General features: G+C 41.8%; 20 protein-coding genes and 1 pseudogene. 11 read left to right on the top strand and 10 right to left on the bottom strand.

Translation table 11 applies throughout. From position 1 onward, the window contains the following. Nucleotides 1-81 precede the first annotated feature (81 nt). A complete protein-coding gene (locus tag OSCIL6407_RS0116990) occupies nucleotides 82-1,077 on the top strand; it encodes a DnaJ C-terminal domain-containing protein (protein ID WP_019487476.1) in 996 nt (331 codons plus the stop codon). A 163-nt stretch (nucleotides 1,078-1,240) separates the two neighbouring features. Beyond that, nucleotides 1,241-1,414 (top strand): annotated as a pseudogene (locus OSCIL6407_RS32665) (HNH endonuclease); the annotation flags it as partial. 62 nt (nucleotides 1,415-1,476) lie between these two features. Here OSCIL6407_RS32665 and ggt read toward each other — a convergent pair. Next, nucleotides 1,477-3,231, bottom strand: a complete 1,755-nt coding sequence (gene ggt / locus OSCIL6407_RS0116985; RefSeq protein WP_007358104.1) for a gamma-glutamyltransferase — start codon at nucleotides 3,229-3,231, stop codon at nucleotides 1,477-1,479. A 71-nt stretch (nucleotides 3,232-3,302) separates the two neighbouring features. Between ggt and OSCIL6407_RS37835 the strand changes: the two genes are divergently transcribed. Both OSCIL6407_RS37835 and OSCIL6407_RS0116980 read left to right on the top strand, forming a co-directional pair. Beyond that, nucleotides 3,303-3,425, top strand: coding sequence for a hypothetical protein (locus OSCIL6407_RS37835; protein WP_007358103.1), 123 nt, complete (start codon nucleotides 3,303-3,305; stop codon nucleotides 3,423-3,425). Between the two features lie 92 nt (nucleotides 3,426-3,517). Further along, complete coding sequence (locus OSCIL6407_RS0116980; protein WP_007358102.1) at nucleotides 3,518-5,614, top strand: P-loop NTPase fold protein; 2,097 nt, start codon at nucleotides 3,518-3,520, stop codon at nucleotides 5,612-5,614. A 94-nt stretch (nucleotides 5,615-5,708) separates the two neighbouring features. Here the strand turns inward: OSCIL6407_RS0116980 and OSCIL6407_RS0116975 are convergent, their stop codons facing one another. Further along, complete coding sequence (locus OSCIL6407_RS0116975) at nucleotides 5,709-9,539, bottom strand: glycoside hydrolase family 2 protein (RefSeq protein WP_007358101.1); 3,831 nt, start codon at nucleotides 9,537-9,539, stop codon at nucleotides 5,709-5,711. A gap of 164 nt (nucleotides 9,540-9,703) precedes the next feature. Between OSCIL6407_RS0116975 and OSCIL6407_RS0116970 the strand changes: the two genes are divergently transcribed. The 5 genes from OSCIL6407_RS0116970 (at nucleotide 9,704) to OSCIL6407_RS38585 (ending at nucleotide 14,556) form a co-directional block, all read left to right on the top strand. Next, complete coding sequence (locus tag OSCIL6407_RS0116970; protein WP_007358100.1) at nucleotides 9,704-11,296, top strand: glucose-6-phosphate isomerase; 1,593 nt, start codon at nucleotides 9,704-9,706, stop codon at nucleotides 11,294-11,296. Between the two features lie 310 nt (nucleotides 11,297-11,606). Further along, on the top strand, nucleotides 11,607-12,281 hold the full coding sequence (locus OSCIL6407_RS0116960; RefSeq protein WP_007352999.1) for a response regulator transcription factor: 675 nt from the start codon (nucleotides 11,607-11,609) through the stop codon (nucleotides 12,279-12,281). Between the two features lie 98 nt (nucleotides 12,282-12,379). After that, entirely contained in the window at nucleotides 12,380-13,552 is a 1,173-nt protein-coding gene (locus OSCIL6407_RS0116955; protein WP_007352998.1) for an asparaginase, read from the top strand. A gap of 261 nt (nucleotides 13,553-13,813) precedes the next feature. Beyond that, nucleotides 13,814-14,017: a hypothetical protein gene (locus OSCIL6407_RS0116945; protein WP_007352997.1), complete on the top strand. Its 204-nt coding sequence runs from the start codon at nucleotides 13,814-13,816 to the stop codon at nucleotides 14,015-14,017. A gap of 158 nt (nucleotides 14,018-14,175) precedes the next feature. Further along, complete coding sequence (locus OSCIL6407_RS38585; RefSeq protein ID WP_456077488.1) at nucleotides 14,176-14,556, top strand: DUF2949 domain-containing protein; 381 nt, start codon at nucleotides 14,176-14,178, stop codon at nucleotides 14,554-14,556. A gap of 446 nt (nucleotides 14,557-15,002) precedes the next feature. Here OSCIL6407_RS38585 and OSCIL6407_RS34480 read toward each other — a convergent pair whose 3' ends face one another. Further along, nucleotides 15,003-15,209, bottom strand: a complete 207-nt coding sequence (locus tag OSCIL6407_RS34480) for a hypothetical protein (RefSeq protein WP_007352995.1) — start codon at nucleotides 15,207-15,209, stop codon at nucleotides 15,003-15,005. Nucleotides 15,210-15,386: 177 nt separating this feature from the next. On the opposite strand from OSCIL6407_RS34480, the gene OSCIL6407_RS0116935 reads away from it, so the two are divergent. Further along, nucleotides 15,387-16,796: a hypothetical protein gene (locus OSCIL6407_RS0116935; RefSeq protein WP_007352994.1), complete on the top strand. Its 1,410-nt coding sequence runs from the start codon at nucleotides 15,387-15,389 to the stop codon at nucleotides 16,794-16,796. Nucleotides 16,797-16,852: 56 nt separating this feature from the next. Here OSCIL6407_RS0116935 and OSCIL6407_RS0116930 read toward each other — a convergent pair whose 3' ends face one another. The 3 genes from OSCIL6407_RS0116930 to OSCIL6407_RS0116920 all read right to left on the bottom strand — a co-directional run bounded on the left by OSCIL6407_RS0116930 (nucleotide 16,853) and on the right by OSCIL6407_RS0116920 (nucleotide 20,137). Next, a complete protein-coding gene (locus tag OSCIL6407_RS0116930) occupies nucleotides 16,853-17,701 on the bottom strand; it encodes an acyl-CoA desaturase (RefSeq protein WP_007352993.1) in 849 nt (282 codons plus the stop codon). Between the two features lie 81 nt (nucleotides 17,702-17,782). Further along, a complete protein-coding gene (gene hemN / locus OSCIL6407_RS0116925; protein WP_007352992.1) occupies nucleotides 17,783-19,180 on the bottom strand; it encodes an oxygen-independent coproporphyrinogen III oxidase in 1,398 nt (465 codons plus the stop codon). 189 nt (nucleotides 19,181-19,369) lie between these two features. Then, nucleotides 19,370-20,137, bottom strand: a complete 768-nt coding sequence (locus OSCIL6407_RS0116920; protein ID WP_007352991.1) for a biliverdin-producing heme oxygenase — start codon at nucleotides 20,135-20,137, stop codon at nucleotides 19,370-19,372. A 279-nt stretch (nucleotides 20,138-20,416) separates the two neighbouring features. Between OSCIL6407_RS0116920 and acsF the strand changes: the two genes are divergently transcribed. After that, nucleotides 20,417-21,493 carry a magnesium-protoporphyrin IX monomethyl ester (oxidative) cyclase gene (acsF, locus tag OSCIL6407_RS0116915; protein ID WP_007352989.1) on the top strand — a complete coding sequence of 359 codons (1,077 nt, stop codon included), beginning with the start codon at nucleotides 20,417-20,419 and terminating at the stop codon, nucleotides 21,491-21,493. A 135-nt stretch (nucleotides 21,494-21,628) separates the two neighbouring features. On the opposite strand, the gene hetL is transcribed toward acsF, so the two are convergent. The 4 genes from hetL to OSCIL6407_RS0116895 form a co-directional block, all read right to left on the bottom strand. Then, nucleotides 21,629-22,345: a heterocyst differentiation pentapeptide repeat protein HetL gene (gene hetL, locus OSCIL6407_RS0116910; RefSeq protein WP_007352988.1), complete on the bottom strand. Its 717-nt coding sequence runs from the start codon at nucleotides 22,343-22,345 to the stop codon at nucleotides 21,629-21,631. Between the two features lie 49 nt (nucleotides 22,346-22,394). Further along, nucleotides 22,395-23,387, bottom strand: coding sequence for a DUF6745 domain-containing protein (locus tag OSCIL6407_RS0116905; protein ID WP_007352987.1), 993 nt, complete (start codon nucleotides 23,385-23,387; stop codon nucleotides 22,395-22,397). 58 nt (nucleotides 23,388-23,445) lie between these two features. Then, nucleotides 23,446-25,188 carry a putative bifunctional diguanylate cyclase/phosphodiesterase gene (locus OSCIL6407_RS0116900; protein WP_007352986.1) on the bottom strand — a complete coding sequence of 581 codons (1,743 nt, stop codon included), beginning with the start codon at nucleotides 25,186-25,188 and terminating at the stop codon, nucleotides 23,446-23,448. Nucleotides 25,189-25,438: 250 nt separating this feature from the next. Then, the gene (locus OSCIL6407_RS0116895) at nucleotides 25,439-26,713 is read right to left on the bottom strand and encodes a hybrid sensor histidine kinase/response regulator (RefSeq protein WP_007352985.1); all 1,275 of its coding nucleotides are present in this window, start codon (nucleotides 26,711-26,713) and stop codon (nucleotides 25,439-25,441) included. Nucleotides 26,714-26,894 lie beyond the last annotated feature (181 nt).

The following is a 26,894-nucleotide window of genomic DNA, read 5'->3' as shown; positions in this document are numbered from 1 at the left end:
TCTCTTCTTCCTTCTTCCTTCTTCTTCTTCTTCCTTCTTCCTTCTTCCTTCTTCCCTCTTCCCTCTTCCTTCTTCCTTCCTATGCAAAATTTTCGGAACTACTATCAGATTTTAGGATTATCTAGAGATGCTTCAGTTGATGAGATTAAGAAAGCTTATCGACGACTGGCGCGACAGTTACACCCGGATGTAAATCCTGGTGACAAAACAGCAGAGGATAAATTTAAGGATATTAATGAGGCTTATGATATTCTCTCTGATGTAGACAAGCGAGCGCAGTATGACCAGTTTACTCGCTTCTGGAAGCAAAAAGGATTTCAGGGAAAGCAAGGCTTGCGAGTTCCCAATTTTAAAGGTTGGGGTGATGGCAAAAAAAATGGGGACTCTGGAGAGGAAAAAGCAGATTTTGGCGATTATTCTGACTTCAATAAATTTGTCGATCAATTGTTAGGCCGCCGTCGGGAAGTGAGGACAGCGGCATCGAATGCGCCACGAGTAACTTCATCCGATCCTTGGGTTTCTAGCACTGCAAAAGTAACTTATACTCCTGGTTCTCGCGAAGCTAGGAAGGATATTGAAGCGCGGTTGACGTTGCCTTTGGAGAAGGCTTATACAGGCGGTAGCGAGCGAATTCGCCTGGAAGATGGGCGATCTCTTGAGGTAGATATGCCTGGGGGAATGGTAAGTGGACAACGAGTTAGATTGCGAAATTTAGGCATTGGTGGCGGCGATTTATACTTAAAAATTACGGTAGCCCCTCATCCATTTTTTAAGTTAGAAAGATCGGATGTTTGCTGTCAATTACCTTTGACTCCTGCTGAGGCGGTGTTAGGGGGGGAAATTGAAGTGCCGACGCTTGATGGCTGGGTGAAAATGAAGTTACCACCGGGAGTTGTTTCGGGTCAGCGACTGCGTTTAGCTGCTAAGGGTTATCCGACTGGAAAGGGCGATCGCGGCGATCAATTAGTGGAAATTATAATTGCTGTTCCTAAAGAAATTAGTCAGCAAGAACGGGTATTATACGAAAAATTGCGGCAGATTGAGACGTTTAAACCGCGTCAGGATTTATCTGTTTAATTGTTAATTGTTAATTGTTAATTGTTAATTGTTAATTGTTAACTGTTAACTGGATTTAATTAAATTTTAAGAATGTATCAGATTTAGCAGATTTTTTTTACTAATGTGTTTTTGAACGCAGTGGCAAGTAATTTAGTTTTACAGGACTTACGCACCCAACCTCTGTCAAAGCTGCGGGAAAACCTTCCTAGAAGCCCAACTTACCATCGATCATATCATTCCCCTAGCTCGCGGCGGTACTAACGATATCAGTAATTTGCATACACTATGCTTTACCTGCAATCAAAAAAAATCTGACAAATTAGATACTCGCTTTAAACGTCATTTTGACTTGTAGAGTAGGCTTAAGAATGTAGAGGGTTAGAAGCTATTTCTCTATTACTCAGGTGCTAAAATTTATTATAACATCCCACTCCCTTTTGCCACTCCTTCACCTCTGGAATCAGCGGCTCCTTCTAACCCCCCGTCAGGAGTGACGATGATTAAATTCGCATTTCCCCAAGGCGATCTTTCTTCTATCTGATGTCCTCTTCCCTGTAACTTCTGCAAGATTTCTTCAGAAAAACTTTTACTTTCTACCATTAACCGATCTGGCAACCATTGATGATGAATACGCGGTGCAGATACGGCTGCACTGGCATCCATATCGTAAACTAAAACATTTAGAATTATCTGTAATACGGTGGTAATAATAGTGCTACCTCCGGGAGCACCAGTAGCGAGACGCAATTGACCATTTTCAGTAACAATTGTAGGTGTCATACTGGATAGAGGAGTTTTTTCAGGCGCGATCGCATTCGCTTCTCCCCCTACCAAACCAAACAAATTCGGTGCCCCTGGCGCAACAGCAAAGTCATCCATCTCATTATTGAGTAAAATTCCCGTACCTGGTACCACAGTACCCGCACCAAAAGCCCCATTCACTGTAAATGTTAAACTCACGACATTACGATCGCGATCGACTACGGTTAAATGCGTCGTTTCTGGAGATTCCTTAGCAGATACTCTCCCGCTTTTCGGATCTATTATCGGTTTTACCTCACTAGAGAGCCTAGCGCGTTTCATGTCAATTTCTTGGCGACGTTTAGCAGCATAAACAGGACTTATCAAGGATTTTACAGGTGCTCTCACAAAGGCTGGATCGCCCAAATATTTGGCTCTGTCAGCATAACTAATTCGCATCGCTTCTGCCAATAGATGCAAAGTATCGGGATTTTCTCGCCCCCAATCTGACAAATTGGTATCACTAATTATATTCAAAATTTGTAGCAGTTGAATTCCACCCGCAGAAGGCGGTGGCATTCCGCAAATTCGATATTGTCGAAAGTTTCCACAGACAGGTTTACGCCAAATTGGAGTATAGTTTTTCAGGTCTTCGAGAGTAATTAAACCCCTATTTTTCTTCATATCAGTGGCGATCGCCTGTGCAATTTTTCCAGTATAAAAACTTTGGGGAGCGATGGCGATCGCACGTAAAGTCTTAGCTAAATCTGGCTGTACAAGCAACTCACTTTTTTTATATAAAGTGCCGTTTTTAGTAAAAATTTTGCGTGCGGCTGGATTATTTTTAATCGCATTTTGACGATACTCAAAGAACTTGGCAAAACGTTCTGTCACCACAAACCCTTTGTCTGCTAGACTTACAGCCGGAGCTACCACATCATTCCAAGGTAATTTCCCGTAAAGTTTTTGCACATTGTATAATCCCGCCACCGTACCCGGTACTCCCGCCGCCAGATATCCGTCTAGACTTGCCCTTTTAATGGGCTGACCTTTACTATCAAGATACATATCGCGATCGGCTAATTTAGGAGCTCTTTCGCGGAAATCTAAAGCTTGTACTTCTCCAGTTTCTACCCGTCGTAACAGCAAAAACCCACCGCCGCCAATACCCGCTGAAAATGGCTCAACTACTGAAATTGCTAAAGCCGTCGCTACCGCTGCATCGACTGCATTACCGCCTTTTTTTAGCATAGCGACTCCTGCTTCAGTCGCCATGCGATCGGCTGAAACTACCATTCCTTGTTGACTGCGTTCTAATTGTCGCTTAACTTTCGGCGATTGCTGACATCCTAATAGCGACAGCGAAACAAGAAGTAATAGAAAAAATGGATTTGCGATCGCCCAGAGGGTCTTTTTTTCTGTAAAATTCATGCTTGATATTCCTATTAGAAACTATTTAATAAGATTATTGGCGATCGATAGTCCTGACAGTTTTTATAGAAATGGCTGAAACTGTCATTCTACCATTGGCGATGCCTTCGGCTGGCTACGCCTACGCGACGAGCTTAGAGTCCAAAACCCGCATTCTACCATTACCCATTAAAAAGTGTCTAGAGTATTGGTAGTTATGCAATAAAAGTGGGATAATGTTAAGTATTGAAGGTGCGCGATCGCACTCAGCTTGCAGAATTTATTTATTTGACGAGCAAAAAAAGTTATGCCAGACCAAGTAATTAGCGCAAACAATCAGCATATTTCTAAAGTCAATAAGCATATTGAAGAATACTTAGATGATGCTTATTGTAATTTAGCTTATTCTCCTCAATTTGCAGTTCTACTTAAAGGGCAATGGGGTTGTGGTAAATCATGGTTTATAAATCAGTATATTCAAAAGTTTAAAGAAGGAAGCAAAACTCCTTTATACGTTAGCCTTTATGGAGTCAATAGTTTTTCTCAAATAGAAGATATTTTGTTTGAACAGATACATCCTATCCTCTCGTCAAAAGGAGCAAAAATAGCAGGAAAAATTTTTAAGGGTTTGTTAAACAGATGGGTGTTAAATATTGACATGAATCACGATGAAAAACCTGAAGTAAGCGTACAATCAACTCTTTCAGAAACAAGTATAAAAGATTTCCTGAATTCATCTCTTGTTAAAAAAGATTCACAATATGGTGTTTTAATTTTTGATGATTTAGAACGGTGTGGTTTAGAAATTGAAAGTATTTTAGGCTATATCAATAGTTTTGTTGAATCTGAATATCTAAAAGTTGTTATTATTGCTGATGAAGATAGAATAATCGATCAAGAAAAATATAGGAAAGTCAAAGAAAAATTAATTGGTAAAACTTTTGAAATTAAGCCTGATGTTCAAGGCTCGTTAAATAGCTTTATTAATAAATTAGATCATCAAAGAAGCAAAGATTTTTTAATGATAAATCTAGATATTATTCAAGAATTGTATGGACAAGCAAAGTGTACGAATTTAAGAATTTTGAACCGAATATGTCTAGATTTTGAGAGGATTTTTGAAAAATTATCACAAAAAGCTCAGAATAAACCGGAGTTCCTAAAAGAAGTCTTAGAACTATTGATAATATTTTCTATTGAAATTTCTTATGGAAGAGTGAAACCAGAAGAGATTCAAGGCATAGGCCTACAATTAGATAAAGAATTAACATCAGAAATATATCAGCAATATACTAATTCAAGAGAAATTACTCCTAACGAAGAAAATAAAAAATTTATTGAGATATTTGCAAAATATCAACACATTTATAGTATCTATTGTTCAAGTGAAATGAGCGCTTTTTCAGGATTGTTTCCTAGCTTATCATGGTGGCATAATTTTTTTGATAAAGGTATTGTAGATCAGGAAGAATTAGAAAAATTACTACCAAACAGCAAATATTTTTATAATGAAAACACCCCTAATTGGATAAAATTGTACGACTATACTAGACATACTGATGAAGACTTTGAGAAAATACTTAATCAAGTTGAGTCAGAATATTTTATAGATAAAAAAATTGAAAATATTGCAATAATTAAACATATTACTGGATTATTTTTAGTGTTTTCTGATGCTGGGATCTATAGCAAAAGCAAGCCAGATATTATTAAGGAAGCCCAAAAATATATTGATCTATTGAACACATCGAATAAGCTAGATATAAAGTATAAGGATACCTTAGTTCCTTATATGGGCCGTGAGTTTATAGCAAAAGATTATCCAGAATTTAAAGAGTTTGATGATTATATTAAAGAAATTCAAAAAGAAGTAAGGCTTAAAAATATGCCTAGTGAGGCGAACAAGATACTGGATATTATGCAAAATAATATTACTGATCTTCAATCCATAATATGTGCTCCAGGTAGTTTAGATCCTAAAAAAGAGAAATATTATGATTATCCTATTTTTAAACATTTACCACCAGAAGATTTTATAAATACAGTTTTAATTGTAATGTCGTCTAATGAAGATAAAAATATAATTTATTATATTTTTTATTGTCTAAAAGGAAGATATACATTCTCACATGAAAATATTGTTAGATATTTAGTTGAGGAACTGGATTTTCTTAAAATTTTTCAAGAATTATTACTAGCAGAAGTTGGTATAAGAAAAGGGAAAATTAGTGGATATTTATTAAATCAGTCCAACGAACTTTATTTAAAAGACACCATTAGTCACCTTGAACAAATAAAACAATCTTTCCCACAAAATCTTAGAGACATTAATATTAATACAGACCCTTATCAGACTACATTGACAACTCCCTTGGAGGGTGACAAAGAAGGCTACAACGTATAATGAATAAGGGTTATAGCCCGTATACTAAGTTGATAAAAGCGACGTTTATTAGGAGTTAACTTCATTAACTCTTGTACTGTATTCCTTCGTCCGACTACCACCGATAATACCGATAAGGCTGATCCCCCAACTCAAAATCAGTCCGATAATCAGAGTGATAAAAATCCTTACTCTCACCCGACTTAAAAATATGGCCATCCACCTTAAAACTCGCACCCAAATTAGCTAAAATCTGAGCATTCGCCCTAGTCTGTCGCCACCGAGTAAACCGCAAATAAGTCTTAACATCAGCAGTCAAAACATCAGGGTCAATCTGAGAGAAAATCGCCACACCAGAACCAACTTGAAACCGACTTAACAAACCATCAGCCGCTACCTCGCCGCCCGACTTAATCAACCAAGTATCATAAGAAGAACGCGATCGCAAATCCGAAGCACTAACCCCTCGCATCTCCGGCCAACTAGGAACCTTCAGCGAACCTGCAAAATCCTTTATTTCTTGCAACTGCACGCCCAAAGCAGCAGCAGACGATTTTCGAGGGATGAAAAATACTTTTCCTCCCTGATTCAAATAACGCCGTAAATCCTCATCATTAATATTCGCATCCGCCCCCACAATTACCAATCCTGAGTCAGGAGAAAATGAATTACCTCTCTGATAAATTACCCCCAATTTATCCAGCCAACCCGCCTCGCCATCGCCGCCAATCAAAACGACTTTATCTACCTTCGGAGATAGAGGAGAATTTTGAGCATAACTGATAACTTGTTGACCTAACTTAGCCGCCCCCGCATCTAACAAAAAGTGGTCTTCTAAATCTAAATTATTCAAAATTAGCCGCCCTTTTCCATAGTCAAGTTCCATTAGCGGCGAGTAAGCTAAATCAAACTCAGATTCCAAAATTGGCCGCCACCCACTGCGGTGCGGTTTTTCCAATGATGCACTACTAATTGCGCCTCGATTCCCCCAACGCCAACCATATTTTTTATAAGGATTCTCCCGCAAATTTCGCGTATCTGGGTAGGCTTCAATTAGCGTACTTTCTCCACTCCAATCTCGTAAATCTACTGCATCTAAACCCGTCATCACCGTTGATGTAGTATCAACTGGGAAAACACGGCGACTCAAAGGCGGCGCAACTCGGAAACCTAATTTCTGGAACCAATCTCGTTGTTGAATAAAAGCGATCGCCCTTCCACCATTGCGGACAAAAGCTTCTAAATCACCCGGTATTTTTTGCCCGCTAGCAAAAGCTTCCCTACCAATAACCAAAAGCGATGCTGTTTGCGAACCATCCCAAGGCGTAACCGTGTAGCCAAACTGTTGCAACATTTTTGTAGTCTTCCCCGCCGGGTCAAAGGCTACCACAGTACCCGTCGCCTTGGGTAAATTGGGGAAAACTCGGAAACTAAACCGATCCTCGTGAGTGCGATCGCCAATCTTAGCACTCAAGCGAATTTCCCCATCAACTTTATTTTGGACGCTGGCAGGTAACGTTACTTCCACTGGAAAAAATAGGGTTTTGGCAGTCTCAATACTTCCCGTGTTTTGCCCAGAACCGACCTGTTTTCCGCCTACGAACACCTGCCAATTAAAAGAAAAATTTTGCTTTGCCCTAATATCATTAATCAACACAATTTGCTTTTCTAACTTTGCACCCGCAGCAAAACTATGGTCTTTCGCCACAAAGGCCGACTTAGAACCAGCAATCCAAGCCAAAGTTGGGCCATTATTTTGCATAATCGCTTGACCACCTGGGTGGATAGTATTAGTTTCCGGTCGGAAGTTATACCACAAACCCTTATATACCTGCTTCAGATAAACACCCCTACGGCCTGGCTCAAAATTGGGTAAATCTACCTTCTGATTCGCAGTTTGATTAAATTCCCAGCCGTGACCATTATTCCAGGGAATCATCCCGCCCGTCATCCCAAAAGTTCGCCAACTTCGCCAAGTATTTGTACTAAATAATTGCTGCAATTTTTGGAAAGCTGGCGCAAAATTCAACTCTGCTTTAGCGAACCAACCCTTGTACTCTTGATCCTTGACAAATAACTCGCGAATTTTCTGGCGATAGGCTGGAGTTTCTAACTTATAAGCCTCATTGCCAAAATAAATTGCACTAAATTCTGTCATCCAAGGTTCGCTATTAATAGTACCGCTAAAACCATTGCGACCCCGCATCATCGTCGTATGCAACGGCGTACCAAACTCCACCACCATATAAGGCATATCGCCATTTTGACTCCACTCCGAGATCCATTCCTCCCGTTCTTGCAGCGGAATTATATTCAAGTAAGAATTTAGAGCATAAACATTTCCCGCCGCCCCGCCTTGGTGCAATAATACTGGTCTAGTTGGGTCATATTTCTGGACTGTAGCCGCCAAATCGTCCCCAACAGGAATTAATCGCTTCATGCGATCGTCTTCCACCTGACTAATCGTCCCTTCTAACTTCTTCTTACCAATCCGGCGCGGGTTTTGGTCTTCGCTATGTCCAAAAAAATTCGGGCTACTTCCCCACATTAAAACCGATGGGTGATTGCGGTAGCGGCGCAAATCCCTAACCATTCGAGGTTCCCAGACAGCCTTACCCGTTGGTTTGTCCCACATATCAGCATAGCCCTTAGAAGTGGCATCTAGGGCTGGTGCGATGATGGGAAAACCTTTGCGATCGCTGCGATCGGCAAACAGTTCCCGGAAGTGCCATCGACCCCTCTCGTCGTGATTCCAAGGCCACATTTGAGCAATATTGAAACCCGCCCAGAAATAACCATCAATCATCCTGTCGGCTGCTTCCGGGATACCGGGGCTCCAACCTTGCCACTCATCCTCTAAAAGTATTGGCCGCAGGCGAATCTCAGTCCCATTTAAGTAAAATTTCCGCCCTTCAATCCAAAACTCTCGGAAGCCGAAGGGTTGATTAAATTCAGCCTGAATGCCGCTACCCTTGACGAACAGCCGCAAGTTATATAAGTTAGGCTGACGGACATCCCAGAGGCGGGGATTGGCCCAATCCCAAACTGGCTGGAGAGTTTGAGTTCGCTGGGCTTGGACATTTGCCGAACTGGTGAATTCTTTCTCGATTTTGCCGTTTTGGTCGAGGATTTGGGCAACTAGCTGGACTTTACCGCTTTGGGCGACATCGATCAGTTCGATGTCCAGCTTGATTTGTTTTTTTCTGGTAGATGGCTGTACAAATACGTCGCTGATGAAGGGGCCAGGCGGAACGCTGAAAATTCGCACTTCCCCAATTAGTCCCCGCGATTGCAGTTGGGTTTTCTCCCTGTATATTTCCGTTGGGCCCATAATCACGGCTTTTTCTGTTTCGTCACTGACTGCGAGTACCAGAATTGAGATCGTGTTTTTCCCCGGTTTAACGGCTTTGGTGATATCCACAGTGCCGTAGGGCCAGGAAATTTGACCGCAGTTGATGCCATTGGCGAAGACAACTGCATCGGTACTAACTCTTGCTAAGTCGAGTACGATTTTACGTCCACCCCAATCGCTGGGAATGTCTATGGTGCGCTGATACCATGCTTTTGATAGGGTGTTGGCATTGAAATTTTCCCAGGCATTGCCATTGCCGCGATCGATTAAACCAGGTTCGTTCTCATTTCTTTCGTGTTGCCAGTTGCCGGGAACCGAGATGGTGCCCCAATTTACGGCGGAAGGAGGTTTGTCAGTGTTACCTATGGCTGGGGCAAATTGCCAAGTGCCGTTGAGATAGATTTGACTGGATTTATTGCTGAAAGTATTAACTTGGGCGACAGTCTGTTGCGGAAAATTGATTTGTGTTAAGGGAATACTGGCAAAATTAGGATTTTGAGCAAAATTACGATTTTGAAGCGATCGCCCCAGGAACCCAAAGACTATGACTGCTAAGAAAAATAGCCCTAGTATTTTGGTCAGCCTTTTGTTCATACTCAGGTTCCGGTTTTTGTTCCCCTCCCACTCGTCAGTTGAGCAGCGGGATTGATATTAAGAGCATAGCAATTAGCATTAGCATTCAGTAATTCCTGATATAGTCTTTTAAACTGCCTTCGGTAGACTAGCGAATAGCAATAACGATAAAAAACAGAATTTCTATGGATGCCGCAGCACTCTGGCAACGCTACCAAGATTGGCTCTACTATCACGAGGGGCTGGGATTTTACCTGGATGTCAGCCGCATGGGGTTTGATGGCCCTTTTTTTGAGGGTATGAAGCCCAAGTTCGATCGAGCTTTTAAGGATATGGCTGCTTTGGAGGGGGGCGCGATCGCCAACCCCGATGAAAATCGCATGGTTGGTCACTATTGGCTGCGAAACCCAGATTTAGCCCCCTCCCCGGAATTTAAACAAGAAATTGTTGAGACATTAGAGCAAATTGAGGCTTTTGCCCAAAAAGTCCACAGCCGCGATGTTAAGCCGCCTTTTGCCCCCAAGTTCACTGATATTATTTCCATTGGTATTGGTGGTTCGGCCCTGGGCCCGCAATTCGCAGCCGAAGCTCTTGCCCCAGATTTCCCGCCATTGGCAATTCATTTTATCGATAACAGTGACCCCACTGGGATCGATCGCACTCTCAATAAGTTAAAAGATCGACTCGCTAGTACCCTAGTCATCACGATCTCTAAATCTGGGGGAACTCCTGAACCCCGCAACGGCATGATTGAAGTCCAAAAAGCTTTTGCCGCCCAGAAACTTGACTTCTCTAAGCACGCAGTTGCTGTTACTGGTACTGGCAGTAAGTTAGACCAATTAGCCAAATCTGAAGGTTGGCTGGCAACTTTCCCAATGGCTGACTGGGTGGGAGGACGCACCTCGGAATTATCCGCTGTAGGGCTGCTGCCTGCCGCTCTGCAAGGCATCGACATTCGTGGGATGCTAGGAGGAGCCAAGGAGATGGACGATGCTACTAGGACTACGAATATCAAAGGTAATCCCGCTGCACTATTAGCTTTATCTTGGTATTTTGCCGGGAATGGGCGCGGCACAAAAGATATGGTAGTGTTGCCTTACAAAGATTCTCTGTTGTTATTTTCGCGCTATTTACAACAGTTGGTAATGGAATCTTTGGGCAAGGAGAAGGATTTAGACGGCAATATTGTTCACCAAGGTATTGCTGTCTACGGTAACAAAGGTTCAACTGACCAACACGCTTACGTGCAGCAGTTGCGAGACGGGGTGCCCAATTTCTTCGCCACTTTTATTGAGGTTTTGGAGGATCGCCAAGGGGTTTCTCCAGAAATAGACCCTGGCATTACTTCTGGGGATTATCTGTCAGGTTTCTTACAAGGAACTAGGCAAGCTCTTTATGAGAATCACCGAGATTCGATTACTGTGACGGTATCTCAAGTAAATGCCCGGACTGTAGGAGCTTTAATTGCTCTCTACGAAAGAGCTGTAGGGCTTTATGGTTTTCTTGTCAACGTCAACGCCTACCACCAGCCAGGAGTAGAAGCAGGGAAAAAAGCGGCGGCTGTGGTGTTGGATTTGCAACAGCGGGTTTTGGCAGTGCTTAAGGAAGAAGGGAAGCCCTTGTCTCTGGAAGCCTTGGCTAAAAAAGCAGGATCTCCTGACCAAATCGAGACGATTTATAAGAGTTTGCGACATCTAGCGGCAAATGGTCGAGGCGTGGTTTTACAGGGAAATTTAGCCCAACCTGGAAGTATAGCTGTAAGCTATCAACAGAATTAAGAATATAAAATTAAAAATTAAAAGTGTGCTACTGCATTTTTAATTTTTAATTTTATATTCTTAATTTTTATATCAACTGCCAAGGCAGTTATGACGTTCTGCTTTCCTAAAATCCTTGATTCTAGTCCCTTGTTCCCTTCTTCCTGAGCATAGGAGCATCGAAGCATCGTAACCCCTTCTTCCCCAGCCCCCAAACCCTAACCCCTAACCCCTTCTTCCCTTCTTCCCTAGCCCTGAGCATCGTAGCCCCTAACCCCTTCTTCCCTAGCCCCTAGCCCCTAGCCCCTAGCCCCTTCTTATACTTCTCGCCATGCCCTTGACGGTTCTTGTTGCGGATGACGATTTGGGAACGCGCCTGTCCATTGGCGATTACTTGGAAATTTGCGGCTACTCGGTAATCACGGCGCAGAATGGGAAACAGGCTCTAGGTTTGGTGGAGGAATATCAGCCCCACCTCATCGTTACTGATGTTACTATGCCTGAAATGGATGGTTATGAGTTTGTGCGGCGAGTTAGGCTTCGCCCTGCTTTCCGCCTATTGCCGGTAATTTTCTTGACGGAACGCACGAGTACCCAGGAACGGATTCGGGGCTATCAGTTGGGGGCAGATAACTATCTGCGAAAGCCCTTTGAGTTGGAAGAACTAGGTGCTGTGATCCGTTCTTTGCTGGATCGCTATGCTTTGATTGCCCAAGCGGGGGGGCAGGGGAGCGGGGGGGCAGGGGAGCGGGGGAGCGAGGGAGCGGGGGAGCGGGGGGGCGGGGGAGACTCAGATATTACTGAGAAGTCTCTGAGTTTGACTCAGCGAGAAAAAGATGTTTTGCAGCTATTGACAGATGGGCTTTCTAATGCTCAGATTGGCGATCGCCTTCATCTGAGTCATCGCACTGTGGAAAAGTATGTTAGCAGTTTGTTGAGGAAAAGCGATCGCACTAACCGTGCTGAGTTGGTTCGCTTTGCAATGGAACATCATTTGGTAGATTGACCAACTCATAAAGTTCCTAAGAATACCAAGTCATATAAACAGACGGGCTATGCTGGCTCTGTCGTTCCAGAGACTAAACCAATCTCAGGGGATTTTTTATGAATAAAAAGCAAATTATTCCTGCTTTATTGGCAGCGCTGACTATCTGTTGTCTAACGATCCTGCCCGCGATCGCCAACTCTCGATCGCCATCTGCCCCTCAAGTTCTAGCGATCGCGCCTGTCACCCCAACCATTGCTCAATCTCCTGCGCCTGCGAGCACACCCGCACCATCGCCCCGCTTACCCAAAGTTGTGCTGCTGGCGACTGGAGGAACGATCGCCGGCACAGGTGCAACTTCTACTACAACTGTAGGGTATCAGGCTGCAAAGCTGCCCGTTGAAAGTCTAATCTCAGCCATACCAGAGCTAAAAAATATTGCCAATATTACAGGCGAGCAGGTGCTGCAAATTGCTAGCGAAAACATGACTAACGAAGGCTTACTAAAAATTGCTAAGCGCGTTAACGAAGTTTTGGCACAGCCTGATGTCAATGGGGTGGTAATTACTCACGGGACAGATACGCTCGAAGAAACTGCCTATTTCCTCAACTTAGTTACCAAGAGTAGAAAGCCTGTGGTGGTGGTGGGAGCGATGCGACCGGCTACGGCTCTCAGTGCCGATGGGCCTCTGAATTTGTATAATGCGGTGGCGATCGCGGGCAGTCCCGAAGCAGTCGGCAAAGGCGTGTTTGTCAGCCTTAACGACCAAATTTCGGCGGCACGCGAAGTAACGAAAACGAACACTACTAGCCTTAACACCTTTCAGGCGCATGATATGGGTTATTTGGGCTATGTTGAGTTGGGCAAACCTTACTTCTATAGAATGCCGATTCGCAAACACACCGTAGCAACTCCCTTTGAAGTCAACACCCTCACTTCATTGCCGCAAGTTGACATTATCTATGGCTATGGCAACAACCGCCCCGTTATGCTCAATGCTGCGATCGCCGATGGTGCAAAAGGCATTGTCTATGCAGGAGTTGGGGATGGCAGTATTTCTGTGCAGTTGGAGCCAGCCGCGATCGCAGCCAGCAAAAAAGGGATAATTATTGCGCGGAGTTCGCGCACGGGTGCAGGACGAGTGGTGCGAAATGGGGAAGAGAAAGATGATGAAAATGGCTTTATTGTTACGGATAATTTGACTCCTCAAAAAGCTCGCCTTCTGTTAATGCTAGGTTTGACAATTACCAGCGATCCGCAAAAACTTCAGGAGATGTTTTATACCTATTAGGTTCCTAAAACGCTCGAAAACGGAAACCCATCGCTTAGGTCGTGTGGATGCTAGGAAAACCAAAATCTTCTTCATTCAATCCTAGTATCCGTGTCAGCATCAGGCATGGATAGATATGCTGCTAGCGATCGATGTCACAGCTTTCTGGATGCCGAATCACTATGCAGCACTCAAATCATCACAGAGACAGGAAATTTGCATCACTGAGCTAGGCAGGGAAAACCTTGATACTGATTATGTAAAGCAAAAGCAGGTTTTCCCATGATTCCCATCCGCGAAATTGCCCAACAAGCTCTGACCACTGGCCGCCTCACAGTAGAAGCAGAAAAGCTCATAGGTCAATTATTGCTCTCAGCTAGTTACAGCTTGGAAGATTTGAATGCTTATATGAGTTTGCAGTTAGCAGCGATGGCGGGGAGAGTAAAGCAAGAGTCGCTGGAATTGGCGCAGGCTAACTATAGCTAGGGGCTAGGGACTAGGGAAGAAGGGAATAGAATCACCGGGTTCCAGCAATTAATCGTGTCCTAATCGCCTTGGCAACTGCTATACGTCAGTTTTCAATTCAGTTAAAAGTCTCTGCTAAGTATTTAAACTTACTGTGGGCTTGATATTTAAACTTAGCTTTGGTTGAAAGAGTGGGGATCGCCCATCTCAAGGTAGGCTTAGCCTCAAGCAGAAGTTATTTCTCTAGATGGAGAGGGCTTCAGTCTGGAGAGCGAGAACTTTATATAAAGCATTTAGATATTCTAGATTTTACCGAGATCGGTTCAGTCGGCGTTGGAGATACAAATAACAAATTTTTGGGTGAAGCCATGAACACTACTAAAATCAATCTATTTAAGCAATTTTTACTCGAAGAGTTAGCCCTTCCTCTTTCTGCGATCGCACTTGCCGAGCGCCGGAGTGAAGATAGCCCCAATCTTTTTGGGATGGTTCTATGGCAGTACGGGCTCGTGACCACACAACAGCTAGAGCGAATTTGGGATTGGATGGCAACTGCTTAGTTCAATGGTCAGGAACTTCCAGTCAGCTTTTTAGCCATCCTTATCTTATGTTTAATTAGGTGGATTTACTTATTACGACGGATAGCATTAAATCTTTTAAATCAAGAAACGACTCTAAAAAAGAGACTTAAAAACCTACTATTTTAAGACTTAGTTAAGTCCGATTTTAAGACTTAAGTAAATCTGTAGGCAACATCACAGGTTCACTCCAGTTACAAAAGCCTGATTCATCGTAAATACTTGAAATCGATAAAGGGAGCGATCGCTCCCTTTATTTTCTAGCCATATCATCATAAGTCCGTGCTTGCACCTTGGCTAGATCGTCTGCAAATGTCCTCTAGCTATAGCGGTCTGCCATCATAAACGCTCAAACCTGCAACCGTTTGGGTAAGCGATCGCCAATATTGGGTAAGAGTTGGGAATTTAGGAATTTTAGTCATAATTACCTAGTGCGATCGCGATGGTAATCGCGATCGCAAAGGGTCAAGTAGTATTGTTAAACTCCCAAGAGCAAGGCTAGCTCCAAATTTAGATAGATTTCCCCTCTCCACAGATAGCACTCCCCCCCCCAATCCCAAGTAGTTTTGCGGGTTTATTTCTGCACTCAACCATTTTTCTAATTGAAATAAAACAGTTACTATATTGATTTTCAATTATTATATAAAGTTTAAAGATATTAAGTGTAGCAGCACAAAAATGAAATACTCATATTAGCCATTTGAGAGGAAACCAGAGTCCGTCATATCCATATAATAAAATTTAGGGTTTCGACATAAAACTAGAGGCCGCCATATAATAATAAGAACTCAATTCAACTGATAGAGGACACTATGCCATCTCAGGACTTTTTATCTTCTGCAAACACGAAAGAGTCAAAAGTTCTGTCGCCCTCAATAGCGCATAATACATTATCTGAGGGCAATCCAAATCAAGAATTAGTTAAATTAAATAATGTTCAATTGAATGTTCATAGCGCTCAAGAAACCATCTACAAATTTTTTATTGAAAGCGTAAAATCCAGTACCCCAGACTTAGTATTTCAAGAATTTAAAAATTTATTTATTGCGCTAATTCTTCCCGTAAGTTCCGAAGTGATTCACGCCGTCCATACAATAGTTTTGGTGAAAAATGAATTAGAGTATAAAAATTTATTTAAGCGTTGCTGCTACATCTTACTAAATAACTGGATGTCTCAGAAGCAGTACCAACTCTCTCTCGAATTAGTTCAAGTTATTGCTAAAGAACGGTCAAGCCAGCCCCCTTTAGATCATCCTCTGAGAATACTCAAAGTTTGGCTAATCAACTTTGTGCAAAGCAAAGACTACCAAGAAATCCAGCTATTTGTATCTAAATATGATGTTGCTCAAACTCATTGGACTAGCCGCTACACCCCTTTTTTACTAGCTACTCAATATGTAGACCCCTCAAATTCAGAAGAACAACGTCAAGCTGCTAGAATTTTAGCACAGCAGATAAAAGAGCAGTACAAGTTTGAACTCGCAATGTACACATCTCGCTGTCAATCCCCTGCATTTAAGCACATAATTTACCATAATCCCACACTTTTAGGCGATGAAGCTCTGAATTTAATTAAAATGATTTTGGTAAACAGAGGTTCTCTAAGTTATCCCAGGTTAGCTAATATTTTTATAGCTCAAAGCCAAAATATAAGCTACAAGCAGTTTAAAGAATCTCTAATTCAATATTTATTTTATTTAGTTGAAAATAGTGTTTTAGTGAAAATCATTCAAACTAAATTAACTAACAGGCTTAATGTTATTTCCCCCGAAAATGATGAAGAAAAATTTAATAATAATTTATTGCTTAGAACTTGCAATTATCTAATTAAATACTTAACCATTCAAAATTCTGGTAAACCCTCGGCAATTTTTAGAATATTTGCTTCTCAAGGAAATCCTTTAAATTTGGGGATTTTATTGCTGAAGTTGATTTTAATTTCTCAGCATTCGCGGCTACATTTAGAAGTTTGTCTTGCCCGATTAATCCAGTATTATGAAGATGAAAAGCAGGATGACTGCCAGTGGTTTATTAACTTTCTAGAAATTTGTCAGATTTCTCTAACTATTTATGGGGAAAATGTTCAATATAATTTAGTAAGTATGTCAAATACTCAGATAATCGCTCAAGAGAATTCTGATATAAATAATTGCCGAATATTTTCTCAGCAGAGGATTTCTAAGAAGTCTAAAAAGACTCAAAAAGATAGTGAAAACTCTTGAGAGCATATTACAGATCGGTTGACATTTTTATCCCGTCAACCGATCGTTATTATATACTACTTATCCGTCACTGGAACAGGCGGCATAATAACTTTCCGCGCCAATCCCAAACTCTTCATTAACCAAATTGCCCACCAAGTAATATCAATTTCCCACCAACGCCAACCAGCTTTTGCCACATTAGGATGAGCGTGATGATTGTTATGCCAGCCTTCGCCGTAGGTGAGAATTGCCGCCCACCAAAGATTACGGGAATTATCATTAGTTTCAAAACTACGATATCCCCAAAGATGAGTAACAGAATTAATGAACCAGGTACTATGCCAAAGCAGAACCGCTCTCACAAACATACCCCAGATAATAAAAGACCATCCACCTACTACATAAAGTAACAGTGCCAGAGGAATTTGCAGCAGTAAAAAGTTGCGATTCAGCCAACGATAAAACGGATCTCGTGCTAAGTCAGGGGCAAAGCGCTGATACTTTTCATAGTCGAAAAATGTTGAATAGGGATAGAAAATCCACAACATATGACTCCACCAAAATCCTCGACGGGCAGAGTAGGGATCTTTGATTTCATCTTCGGTAAAGGCATGGTGCAGTCGGTGTCCGGCAATCCAAAAAATCGGCCCACCCTGAAGTGCTAAAGCACCAATAATCGCGATCGTATATTCCAGCCATTGGGGAACCTGAAAACTGCGATGGCTTAACAAGCGATGATAACCTAAGCAGATACCAATACTACCAAAAAACCAGTGTAAAAACAAAGTTACACCTAATGCTGACCAGGAAAAAAACCAGGGAGCTAGTAATGCTAGACCATGAATACTGGTAAAAAATGCAACAGCTATCCAATCTAAATTGGGTCTTTCTTCCGGTGATATCGACAAATCATTCAATGTCATTAATACTTCCTCAACTACACCACAGATATCTCAACACCCTAAAAAGGGGATTTGAAAGTTTCCCCTTCTTATGTATTGCTCTTAAATTGCTCTGGAGAAATTGGCTGTAATTTTACTTTGCAGGTAAGCATCAAATACAGCAGCAATATTGCGAATTAGTAATCGTCCAGCAGGTGTCACCTGAATGTGATTGTGAGAAACTTGAAGCAGTCCATCAGCTTGCAGTTTTTCAAGTTCCGAACGCTCACCCAAAAAATATTCATCAAACCCTTGATCGAAACGCAGATGATATTTCTCTTCTAAATCATCTTTTGAGAGTTCAAATTGACACATTAATTCCATGATCGCAGTGCGACGCACAATATCATCTTGATTGAGCCTAACTCCTCGTTCTATTGGTAAAGTTCCTTGGTCAATTGCTAGATAAAAATCTTTGAGTTTTTTGTGATTTTGGACATACACATCGTTAAGCATACTAATTGATGTGACCCCAAATCCAATTAGATCGGATTCTGGTTTAGTAGTATAGCCTTGGAAGTTGCGATGCAGTTGTCCTTCTCGTTGAGCTACTGATAGTTCATCATTCGGTTTGGCAAAATGATCCATGCCAATAAATTGATACCCATTCTGAGTTAATTCCTCAATTGTCATTTGTAGAATATCAAGTTTTTCAGCAGCTTGGGGTAATGCTTCTTCGGGAAGGCGACGTTGTACGGGTTTTAACCAAGGTACATAGGCAAAATTGAAGACGGCAATTCGATCGGGATCGAGTTTAATGGTTTTCTTAATGGTATCACGAAATGTGTCCAGATTTTGATGGGGCAAACCATAAATTAGATCGACATTAACGCTTTCAAATCCGGCTTCCTTAATCCAACCCATAGCATCAAACAAGAGATCTTCTGGCTGAATCCGATTTACGGCTTCCTGTACCTGCGGATTGAAATCTTGAATGCCAAAACTAATCCGATTAAATCCTAGTTCGCGTAAAAATAGAACGTAGTTGCGATTAAGAGTACGCGGGTTTACTTCAATGGAAATTTCTGCTTGTGGATCGAATTTAAAATGTTGATTAATGGCTGTCCACAGGGTTTCAACTTGACTGAGAGACAGATAATTAGGTGTCCCGCCGCCCCAGTGCATTTGTTGAACTGTGCGATCGCGACTAATCAACTCTGCCATCTGGCTAATATCGCGAAGCAAATAATTTAGGTAAGGTTCGGAAATTTCTTTGCGTTGAGTAATGACAGTATTACAACCGCAGAAATAACAGGCAGTTTCACAAAAAGGAATATGACAGTAGAGCGATAGGGGCGTTTTTTTATAGTTACTAACGGCGACTGCTGCTCTAAAATCAATCTGGTCAAACTCTGGTTTTAATTCTGTTGCTGGTGGATAACTGGTGTAGCGGGGTACTGGTTGGTCGTATTTGCGGAGTAAGGCGGGATCGAATTGAACTGTAGGTAATGTATGGATCATGGATAAATTTTTCCTTTTTGTTGATGGATGGCTGTTGTAGTGAATGATGGCGGAATTTCGAGAAATAAATTAGGATGAGGGGCGAGTTTTATGGCTTTCTGGTTTCTAGTTAATATCTTGCTTGATGAACCCACCCCTACATTAATTTGTTTGACACTAATCGATCGCAGAGTTATCCGTTTACATTTCCTAAATGCTATATTCAGTGGTTGCGAGTTCTTTAGGTGCTCCGTGATGCGGCCGTTCTGTTGCACCGGGAATATCTTGGCGTGTGAGTAAATCAAAGACATGATCGCCGATGGCGGCTTTTACATCGTCTTCTAATTCATGGACGACATCGCGATTCAGTTGAAAGGCATAATTAGCTTCATCGACAATGCGTTCAATGGTTGCCGGATCGATCGGTAAAGAATCAAGTGCTTGACGATATTTTTCTTTGAATTCCCGTTTAGCTTCTACAGTAGGAATTTGCTCAAAGTCATGGAGTCCTGTACCTCGATCTTCGGGTAATTTCAATGCTGAGCGAATGATTTTTTTCAAGCTTTGACCACCGGAAAGATCGCCCATGTAGCGGGTGTAAGCGTGGGCAATTAGGAGTACGGGATCGGTGCTAGCAATTTCTTGGAGGCGCTCGACATAAATTTTACCAGCGGGTGCGGGTAAAGGTACAATCTGTTCGCGCCAGTTGTTGCCGTAATAAAAGGCTAAATCTTTCTCTAAATTGGCTGTACGATTGAGTTCTGGAAAATAAATTTTTCCGACAATTTCATGATTTTGGTGGCGTTGCAGTTCTCCTTCTAATGTGCTGTAGACCAAATACAAATTTGCCAATAATTTACGGAAGGGTTCTCGCTCGACTATTCCTTTGAGAAAACATTTCATGTAAGCGGTGTTTTCGGCGGCGGTGTGGGAGTGTTTGGTGCCTTCACGTAAGCGTAGGGCTAAATCTTGACTCATTTTAAATACCTCGTTTTTTCAGAATAGTTGTGTTCGGTGATGCCTGCTGAGGTTAGAAGTTGGGGAACCCCCAAAAGGTTAATTTCGCGATCGCTTGCAAACCAGCAGACCAATTAAATATATATAGTTATCGAGTGATGAATGTCAAGCTGTTTGTAAAACTTAACCTTTTGTTTGCGAAGTGTAATTTTTTGTGGCGGCATCGTAAAAACGCTAGACAAATGGTATGGAGTGATATAGCTTGATAGCTATTGAGCATACAAACGATGTTAAAGCATTATGGTGAATTCTCTGGCTAAGCCCGCTCTGGAAACTGCGGCATCCAAGAAGGCAATCAAGGAAACAATTCTTACGCCTCGGTTTTACACAACAGATTTTGACAAGACTGCACAATTGGATCTATCTGCCCAGGAGACTGAGTTACAGGCGATGCTGACAGAAATGCGGGCCGACTACAACCGCCATCATTTCGTGCGGGATGAGGAATTTAACCGCTTGTGCAAAGAGACTAATCTTACGGGAGAGGCGCGGCAGGCATTTGTGGATTATTTAGAGAGATCCTGCGTTTCGGAGTTTTCGGGGTTTCTGTTATTTAAGGAATTGTCGCGCAAATTGAAGGATCGCAGCCCCCTGTTAGCTGAGATGTTTAGTCTGATGGCACGGGATGAAGCTCGCCATGCTGGATTTTTGAACAAGGCGATGGGCGATTTTGGCTGTACGATGGATTTGGGCTATTTGACTAAGCACCGGGTTTATACATTTTTCCCGATCGAATGGGTGCTTTACACGGTTTATTTGTCAGAAAAGATTGGCTATTGGCGCTACATCATTATTTATCGCCATCTGGAAAAGCACCCTGAGAACCAGTTTTATCCGCTATTCCGCTACTTTGAGAGTTGGTGTCAGGATGAAAATCGACATGGGGATATTTTTAAGGCTTTGTTGCGATCGCAACCTTCCCTTTGGCAAACTTGGCAATCTCGTTTATGGAGTCGCTTTTTCTTGCTTTCAGTGTTTGCAACTCACACGCTGACAGTGCATGAAAGAACGGGATTTTATGATACCTTGGGGATTGATGCAACAGAGTTTGATGCTCAGGTAATTCGCAAAACTAATGAAACTTCTGCCCGTGCTTTTCCCTCTATTTTGAATACAGATCATCCAGAGTTTTTCGAGCGGCTGCACAAGTGTTCGGATTTGAATTTGAAAATGTCAGAAATCAATCAAAGTTCTCAGCCGAAGTGGTTAAAAGTGCTGCGTAAGTTGCCATTACAATTGTCGATTGTTGGGCATCTGTTACGGCTTTATTTGATTAAGCCGATCGATGCAGAGGCCACGCGGGGAATGGTGCATTAATTGCCTCTACATGAAACTTGCTCTCGATCGCAGAAAGCAGCCAGGTACTTAAGCTGATGAGGCGGGGTTTTTAACCCCCGCCTCATTGGAAGTTCGAGCTTAAAGTTAATAACAATGGAGAAAAGGTAACATCCTCTACCGAGAATAAACCGTTCCATCAGGCATAATCGCTCCTTCTAAATCCGTATTCGTGAGAATAGTTCTAGTCATATCCGCACCGCGTAAATTAGCTTTGCGTAAAATAGCGCCACTCAAATCAGCATAACTAAGATCGGCTCCTTGTAAACTAGCTTCACTCAAATTAGTGGCTAAAAAGCGCTGCTGTATCGTCTCATTTAGATGAGCGCGACAAAGCTTTGCACCATCCAAATTTGCCTGATATAAAAGAGCTCCACTTAAGTTAGAATATGACAAGTCTGCATTAGTCAAAATTGCCTGACCTAGATCGGTAATCTGGTCAGAAGTCGATCGCAAATCTGCTTCAAATAGAATCGCACGCAATAATTTTGCACGCACTAAGTTTGCACCGCTTAAACAGGCTTTCATCAAATTTGCTTCTTCCAAATTGGCATCTGTGAGCTTTGCACCGCTGAGATCCGCTTCTCGTAGCACGGCTCGATACAGATTAGCCTCAGTCAAATCTGTTCCCCACAAAATTGATTCGCTTAAGTCTGTTTCTTGAAAACTAGCTTGAGTAAAATTGGTTTTACCAAGGCGGGATTGGCGCAAGTCGGCGCGATCGAACTCTATACCTTGTAGCTCGGCATTCAACAAGTCAATTTCTTGTAATTTTACCTGATGAAAACTTCGTTTTCCTGTAGAATATTGCTTTAAAACATCATCAACGTTCATATTTATTACCTTTAGCTTGCGATCTGAATAGTAAAATGCGATCGCACTTTCAAGTCTGCACCGAAAAGTCCTCTGGATCGACTCCCCAATTCACCCATTTAATTACCTCTCTTGCAGAATTTATTTCAGGTGGCACTCGCAAAAAATGAGTGTGTCCGGTGCTTGGGCAAGTCATTTTTAACATATTAATCGGCTCAAAATCAAGATTTTTATCAATTCTTAATAATGTGTATTCGTGCCATGTATCTAATTCAACAGCTTCTAATTCTTGACAAATTCGACTGTAACCTATTCCCTGAATTAGCACTCGCCTAAGTTCGGCATTTTCTTCTTCTAAAAGCCATTGAGATTGCCATTGGTGAGGGTGCAGTTTTCCGTATTTATCAGGTAAGGTGACTCCGTGATAAGAGTAGAGGCTGTATCCGTCTGCAAATTGGATGGCGGGTGTACCTTCGGCGTGGAGGCGGTGTTGGTTGTCGAAGGAGAGGATGCGAGGGCGAGCGCAGACACCACAAACATATTCAAAAGGGAAAATCCACCCACAATTATTGACTAACAATTGAAGCGCTTCCCATTTTATTGCGTTGTGAACACAATTTAAGACAGTAATACAAAAATCAAACCAATTGCTATCACTTACTCTATAAGCATTTTCAATAGATCTACCAATATTGTATAGTTGGCTTTCCTCTTGAGGAGCAAATTGATCCCACAGTTGATGCCATAGTTGATTTTGTAGTTGTTTTTGTAATTGATAACGCTGTTGAAGCTCTAGTTGGTTTCGCAATTCTCCAAAAAGTTCAAATCCCCTTTGAGACCAAGGTCGAATTTTCAATTGCCTTAAAGCTGCATTTGGGCTATCAAAAAAAACAATTTCTGGCTCTTTTATCCCAATTGCAGTATAAGCAAAATTTACCGCTTTTGCCGCTTTCTCGCGATTTATGGGCTCAGTGGAAAACGCGATTCGCCGCCATTTTTCTTGATATACTGGAATTAATGCTTCTTGTTCAGGAGTTAGTTTATCAATTTTAGTTTCTGACATGGAGAGATACCCTAGTCTGAAGATATCATTGATAGAAGTTTACCATAAATATACCCCTTTAAGTATCGCTTAAAAGACTTGTAGCCCTCAACAAAGCAACAGCTCCTTCCTCCTCCAAAGGTCGCGAGAAAAAGTACCCCTGATAGGAATGACATCCCAAAGCACGGAGCATGATTAGTTGCTCTTCCGTCTCCACTCCTTCCGCAATTACTTCTAATTCCAAAGAACTTGCTAGATTTAAAATTGCCCCTACCAAAGCCAATTTTTTCCCTCCTTCCTCCATACAATTAACAAAAGAGCGGTCAATCTTGAGAGTATCAATCGGCAGTAATTGTAAATAAGATAAATTTGAATATCCCGTCCCAAAGTCATCCAAGCAAACCCTAAATTGGCGAGTTTTCAATAGCTCTAGTACGTCAGCCGCCGCCTCAGCATTCTCCATTAAAACACTCTCAGTAATCTCTAACTTCAAAAATTCGCCCTTCAAATTATGCACTCGTAGAAGCGAGTCTAATAGCGGTAACAAATTAGGAGCAAATAACTGAAGACCAGATAAATTCACACTCATATTTAAAGGCAAATAATTAGGAAATTCTAACTTCCATTTACTTAAACAAGCCACTGCTTCCGACAGTATCCACTCCCCTAATGCCACAATCAAACCCGTTCTTTCCGCTACAGGAATAAACTCGCTCGGAGGAACTAACCCGCGTGAAGGATGTCGCCATCTTACCAAAGCTTCAAATCCTACTATCCGACCTGTCGCAAAAGAGACTATTGGCTGATAATTAAGATAAAACTGTTGTAAATTAATGGCGTTTTGCAAGTCAGTTTCTAACTGAAGTTGTTTTAAAGCTCGCGACTGCATATCAACATTAAATACAACGGCACTACCAGCACCCCGAACAAAAGCCTCATGGGTAGCCGCGTCAGCCGCCCGCAGCAAATCTTCCGCATCTTCTGTATCAATTGCACTTAAAGCAATGCCAATACTAATACTAGAAAAAACCGCAGTTCCATTCAAATTAGATGGCCTTTCTAAAGATTGGCGGATGCGTTCTGCTGCATCTAAAGCTAACTGAGAATTAGTAATATTTGCTAGCCAAATCGCAAAGGTATTTTCTCCCACTCTTGCGATTAGATTCGCATTCAGAACACAAGCCTCTAAACGTCGCGCTACTTCTACTAGCAACTGCTCTCCTCTAGAATGACCTAAGCCATATTTAACAATTTGATAGCGGTTAAGAGCTAGAAATAAAATAGCTTCTAGATGACCAGATTCTACGATAGTATTTATACCGCTACGCATCTCCTTTAAAAGCAAATTACGGTTAGGCAAACCCGTCAGCTCGTCGTAAAATGCTTGGTAGCGAATTTGTTCATTGGCTGTAGTAAGTTGCCGCTCTTTTTCCCTAGCAAGTCGCACAAACTCTAAAGTTTTATTAATGGTAATTTTTAAGTCATCAAAATCAATCGGCTTCGTTAAAAAATCAAAAGCACCCCGATTCATAGCTGTCCTAATATTTGGCATATCCCCGTAAGCTGAAACTACTACAGCTTTGAGCGTCGGGTCAATAGCTGGCAGGTTCTCTAGCAAAGTTAAACCGTCCATTTCGGGCATACTAATATCTGTTAGCACCAAGTCAAAGGAGCCATTAGCTTGCAGTTTATCTAAAGCTTGGACTCCATTAGTTGCAAAATCAAACTCAAATTCTTGAGTGCTGATTTGATGCCGAAATAGCTGAAGGATTACATATTCTAAAAGTGGTTCGTCATCAATTACTAAGATTTTAGCTGTCATGGAATTGCTCTTGTTAGCAAGTAGCTAGGAGTTTCATTCTCTTGTAGGGGCAATCCCCCTGTGGTTGCTTCGTAAGTAAATTTGGGGCAGGCATGGAGGCACTGCTTCTACAGAAAACTCATCATTTTCAGTCCTTACGCAGAGAAATCGGGTTTCTCTGAAAAATTGAAGATTCTCACTAGATATCTGCGAAGAAACCTGGTTTCTGCCCTTGACGTGCGTAAGTCCTGATTCTATCAGTTCCCAGCCCTTAAGTGGGAATTTCAATAATAAATTCAGTTCCGTCGCCAGGTGCAGAGTTACAACTGAGCCATCCCCCGTGTTTTTCTTCAATAATAGACCGTGAAATTGACAATCCCAATCCCGTCCCTTTACCCACAGATTTTGTAGTAAATAAGTGGTTAAATACCCGCTGTTTTACCTCTTCTGTCATTCCCATCCCGTTGTCAGCAATAGAAATTATAACATGAGAAGTGGAATTATCCTCGATCATCTTTTCGCTCTCATCGGTAAGGAAAGTGCGAATCGTAATTTTATTAGGATTCGCCTTAATTTCATCGCGACTTCGCTCTATATTCCATTCTTCCAATGCGTCAATGGCATTAGCAATGATATTCAAAAATACCTGATTTAGCTGTCCGGGATAACACTCTAATGGTGGAATTTCTCCATAGTCTTTGATCACTTGAATTTCGGGTTTGTGATCGTTTGCTTTGAGTCGATGTCTCAAAATTAATAAGCTACTATCAATTCCTTCATGGATATTGAAACGAACTTTAGATGTACTATCTGCCCGCGAAAAAGTTCTCAGAGAAATGCTGATGCCCCGAATGCGCTCAGTCCCTTCTTTCATAGAATTGAGCAATTGCGGCAAGTCTTCTAAGATAAAAGGAAGGTCAAGAGCTTCAATTTGAGTTTTGATTTCTGGATTATTTATGGAGCTGTATTTTTGATAAATGTTGAGGGCAGTTATCAATTCTTGAAAGTAGTTTTCGGCGTGTTCAACGTTTCCTAAAATGAAGCTAATGGGATTGTTAATTTCGTGGGCAACTCCGGCAACTAACTGGCCGACGGAAGCCATTTTTTCGTTTTGAATGAGTTGGGTTTGCGCCTGTTGGAGTTCTGTTAAATTTTGTCTGACTTGTGTAACTGCTTCTAAGGCTCTTTGGATAGTGATTTCCATATCTTGAAAATCAATAGGTTTTGTCAAAAAGTCAAAGGCTCCCCGGTTCATGGCAGTTCTTATGTTTTGCATATCTCCATAGGCGGAGATGACGACTGCTTTTAATGTATTATCGATTTCTGAGAGTTTTTCTAGTAAAGTTAGCCCATCCATTTCGGGCATATTAATATCTGTTAGCACTAAATCGAAGGGTGGAGATTCTGCAATTTTTTCTAAGGCTTCTCTGCCATTGTGAGCAAAAACAAATTCAATTTCTTTGACCCTAATTTTTTGCCGGAATCTTTGTTGAATGACGTATTCTAAAAGTTGTTCATCATCGACGACTAGGATTTTGGCTGTCATGGGGAGCTATCCTGTATCCTCTGGTAAAAATAACTAGGGTCATTAGCTTACTATAGCGGGTTGTTTAAAATTTGTAAAGGATTAAATTAGATGTGATGTTTTAAAACCTATAAGCTGTGGCGGCATTTAAATTGTCTGTCAAAAAAAATCAAAGTCTTGTGGGGAGTAGAGGTTGGGCCAG

The organism is Kamptonema formosum PCC 6407, assembly GCF_000332155.1.
Lineage (GTDB): Bacteria > Cyanobacteriota > Cyanobacteriia > Cyanobacteriales > Microcoleaceae > Kamptonema > Kamptonema formosum.
This window is presented reverse-complemented; position numbering and strand designations above follow the sequence as displayed.

Coding starts and splice junctions, on each gene's coding strand:
- OSCIL6407_RS0116990 (WP_019487476.1), top strand. CDS start 82: ATGCAAAATTTTCGGAACTACTATCAGATTTTAGGATTATCTAGAGAT.
- ggt (WP_007358104.1), bottom strand. CDS start 3,231: ATGAATTTTACAGAAAAAAAGACCCTCTGGGCGATCGCAAATCCATTT.
- OSCIL6407_RS37835 (WP_007358103.1), top strand. CDS start 3,303: ATGGCTGAAACTGTCATTCTACCATTGGCGATGCCTTCGGCTGGCTAC.
- OSCIL6407_RS0116980 (WP_007358102.1), top strand. CDS start 3,518: ATGCCAGACCAAGTAATTAGCGCAAACAATCAGCATATTTCTAAAGTC.
- OSCIL6407_RS0116975 (WP_007358101.1), bottom strand. CDS start 9,539: ATGAACAAAAGGCTGACCAAAATACTAGGGCTATTTTTCTTAGCAGTC.
- OSCIL6407_RS0116970 (WP_007358100.1), top strand. CDS start 9,704: ATGGATGCCGCAGCACTCTGGCAACGCTACCAAGATTGGCTCTACTAT.
- OSCIL6407_RS0116960 (WP_007352999.1), top strand. CDS start 11,607: ATGCCCTTGACGGTTCTTGTTGCGGATGACGATTTGGGAACGCGCCTG.
- OSCIL6407_RS0116955 (WP_007352998.1), top strand. CDS start 12,380: ATGAATAAAAAGCAAATTATTCCTGCTTTATTGGCAGCGCTGACTATC.
- OSCIL6407_RS0116945 (WP_007352997.1), top strand. CDS start 13,814: ATGATTCCCATCCGCGAAATTGCCCAACAAGCTCTGACCACTGGCCGC.
- OSCIL6407_RS0116935 (WP_007352994.1), top strand. CDS start 15,387: ATGCCATCTCAGGACTTTTTATCTTCTGCAAACACGAAAGAGTCAAAA.
- OSCIL6407_RS0116930 (WP_007352993.1), bottom strand. CDS start 17,701: ATGACATTGAATGATTTGTCGATATCACCGGAAGAAAGACCCAATTTA.
- hemN (WP_007352992.1), bottom strand. CDS start 19,180: ATGATCCATACATTACCTACAGTTCAATTCGATCCCGCCTTACTCCGC.
- OSCIL6407_RS0116920 (WP_007352991.1), bottom strand. CDS start 20,137: ATGAGTCAAGATTTAGCCCTACGCTTACGTGAAGGCACCAAACACTCC.
- acsF (WP_007352989.1), top strand. CDS start 20,417: ATGGTGAATTCTCTGGCTAAGCCCGCTCTGGAAACTGCGGCATCCAAG.
- hetL (WP_007352988.1), bottom strand. CDS start 22,345: ATGAACGTTGATGATGTTTTAAAGCAATATTCTACAGGAAAACGAAGT.
- OSCIL6407_RS0116905 (WP_007352987.1), bottom strand. CDS start 23,387: ATGTCAGAAACTAAAATTGATAAACTAACTCCTGAACAAGAAGCATTA.
- OSCIL6407_RS0116900 (WP_007352986.1), bottom strand. CDS start 25,188: ATGACAGCTAAAATCTTAGTAATTGATGACGAACCACTTTTAGAATAT.
- OSCIL6407_RS0116895 (WP_007352985.1), bottom strand. CDS start 26,713: ATGACAGCCAAAATCCTAGTCGTCGATGATGAACAACTTTTAGAATAC.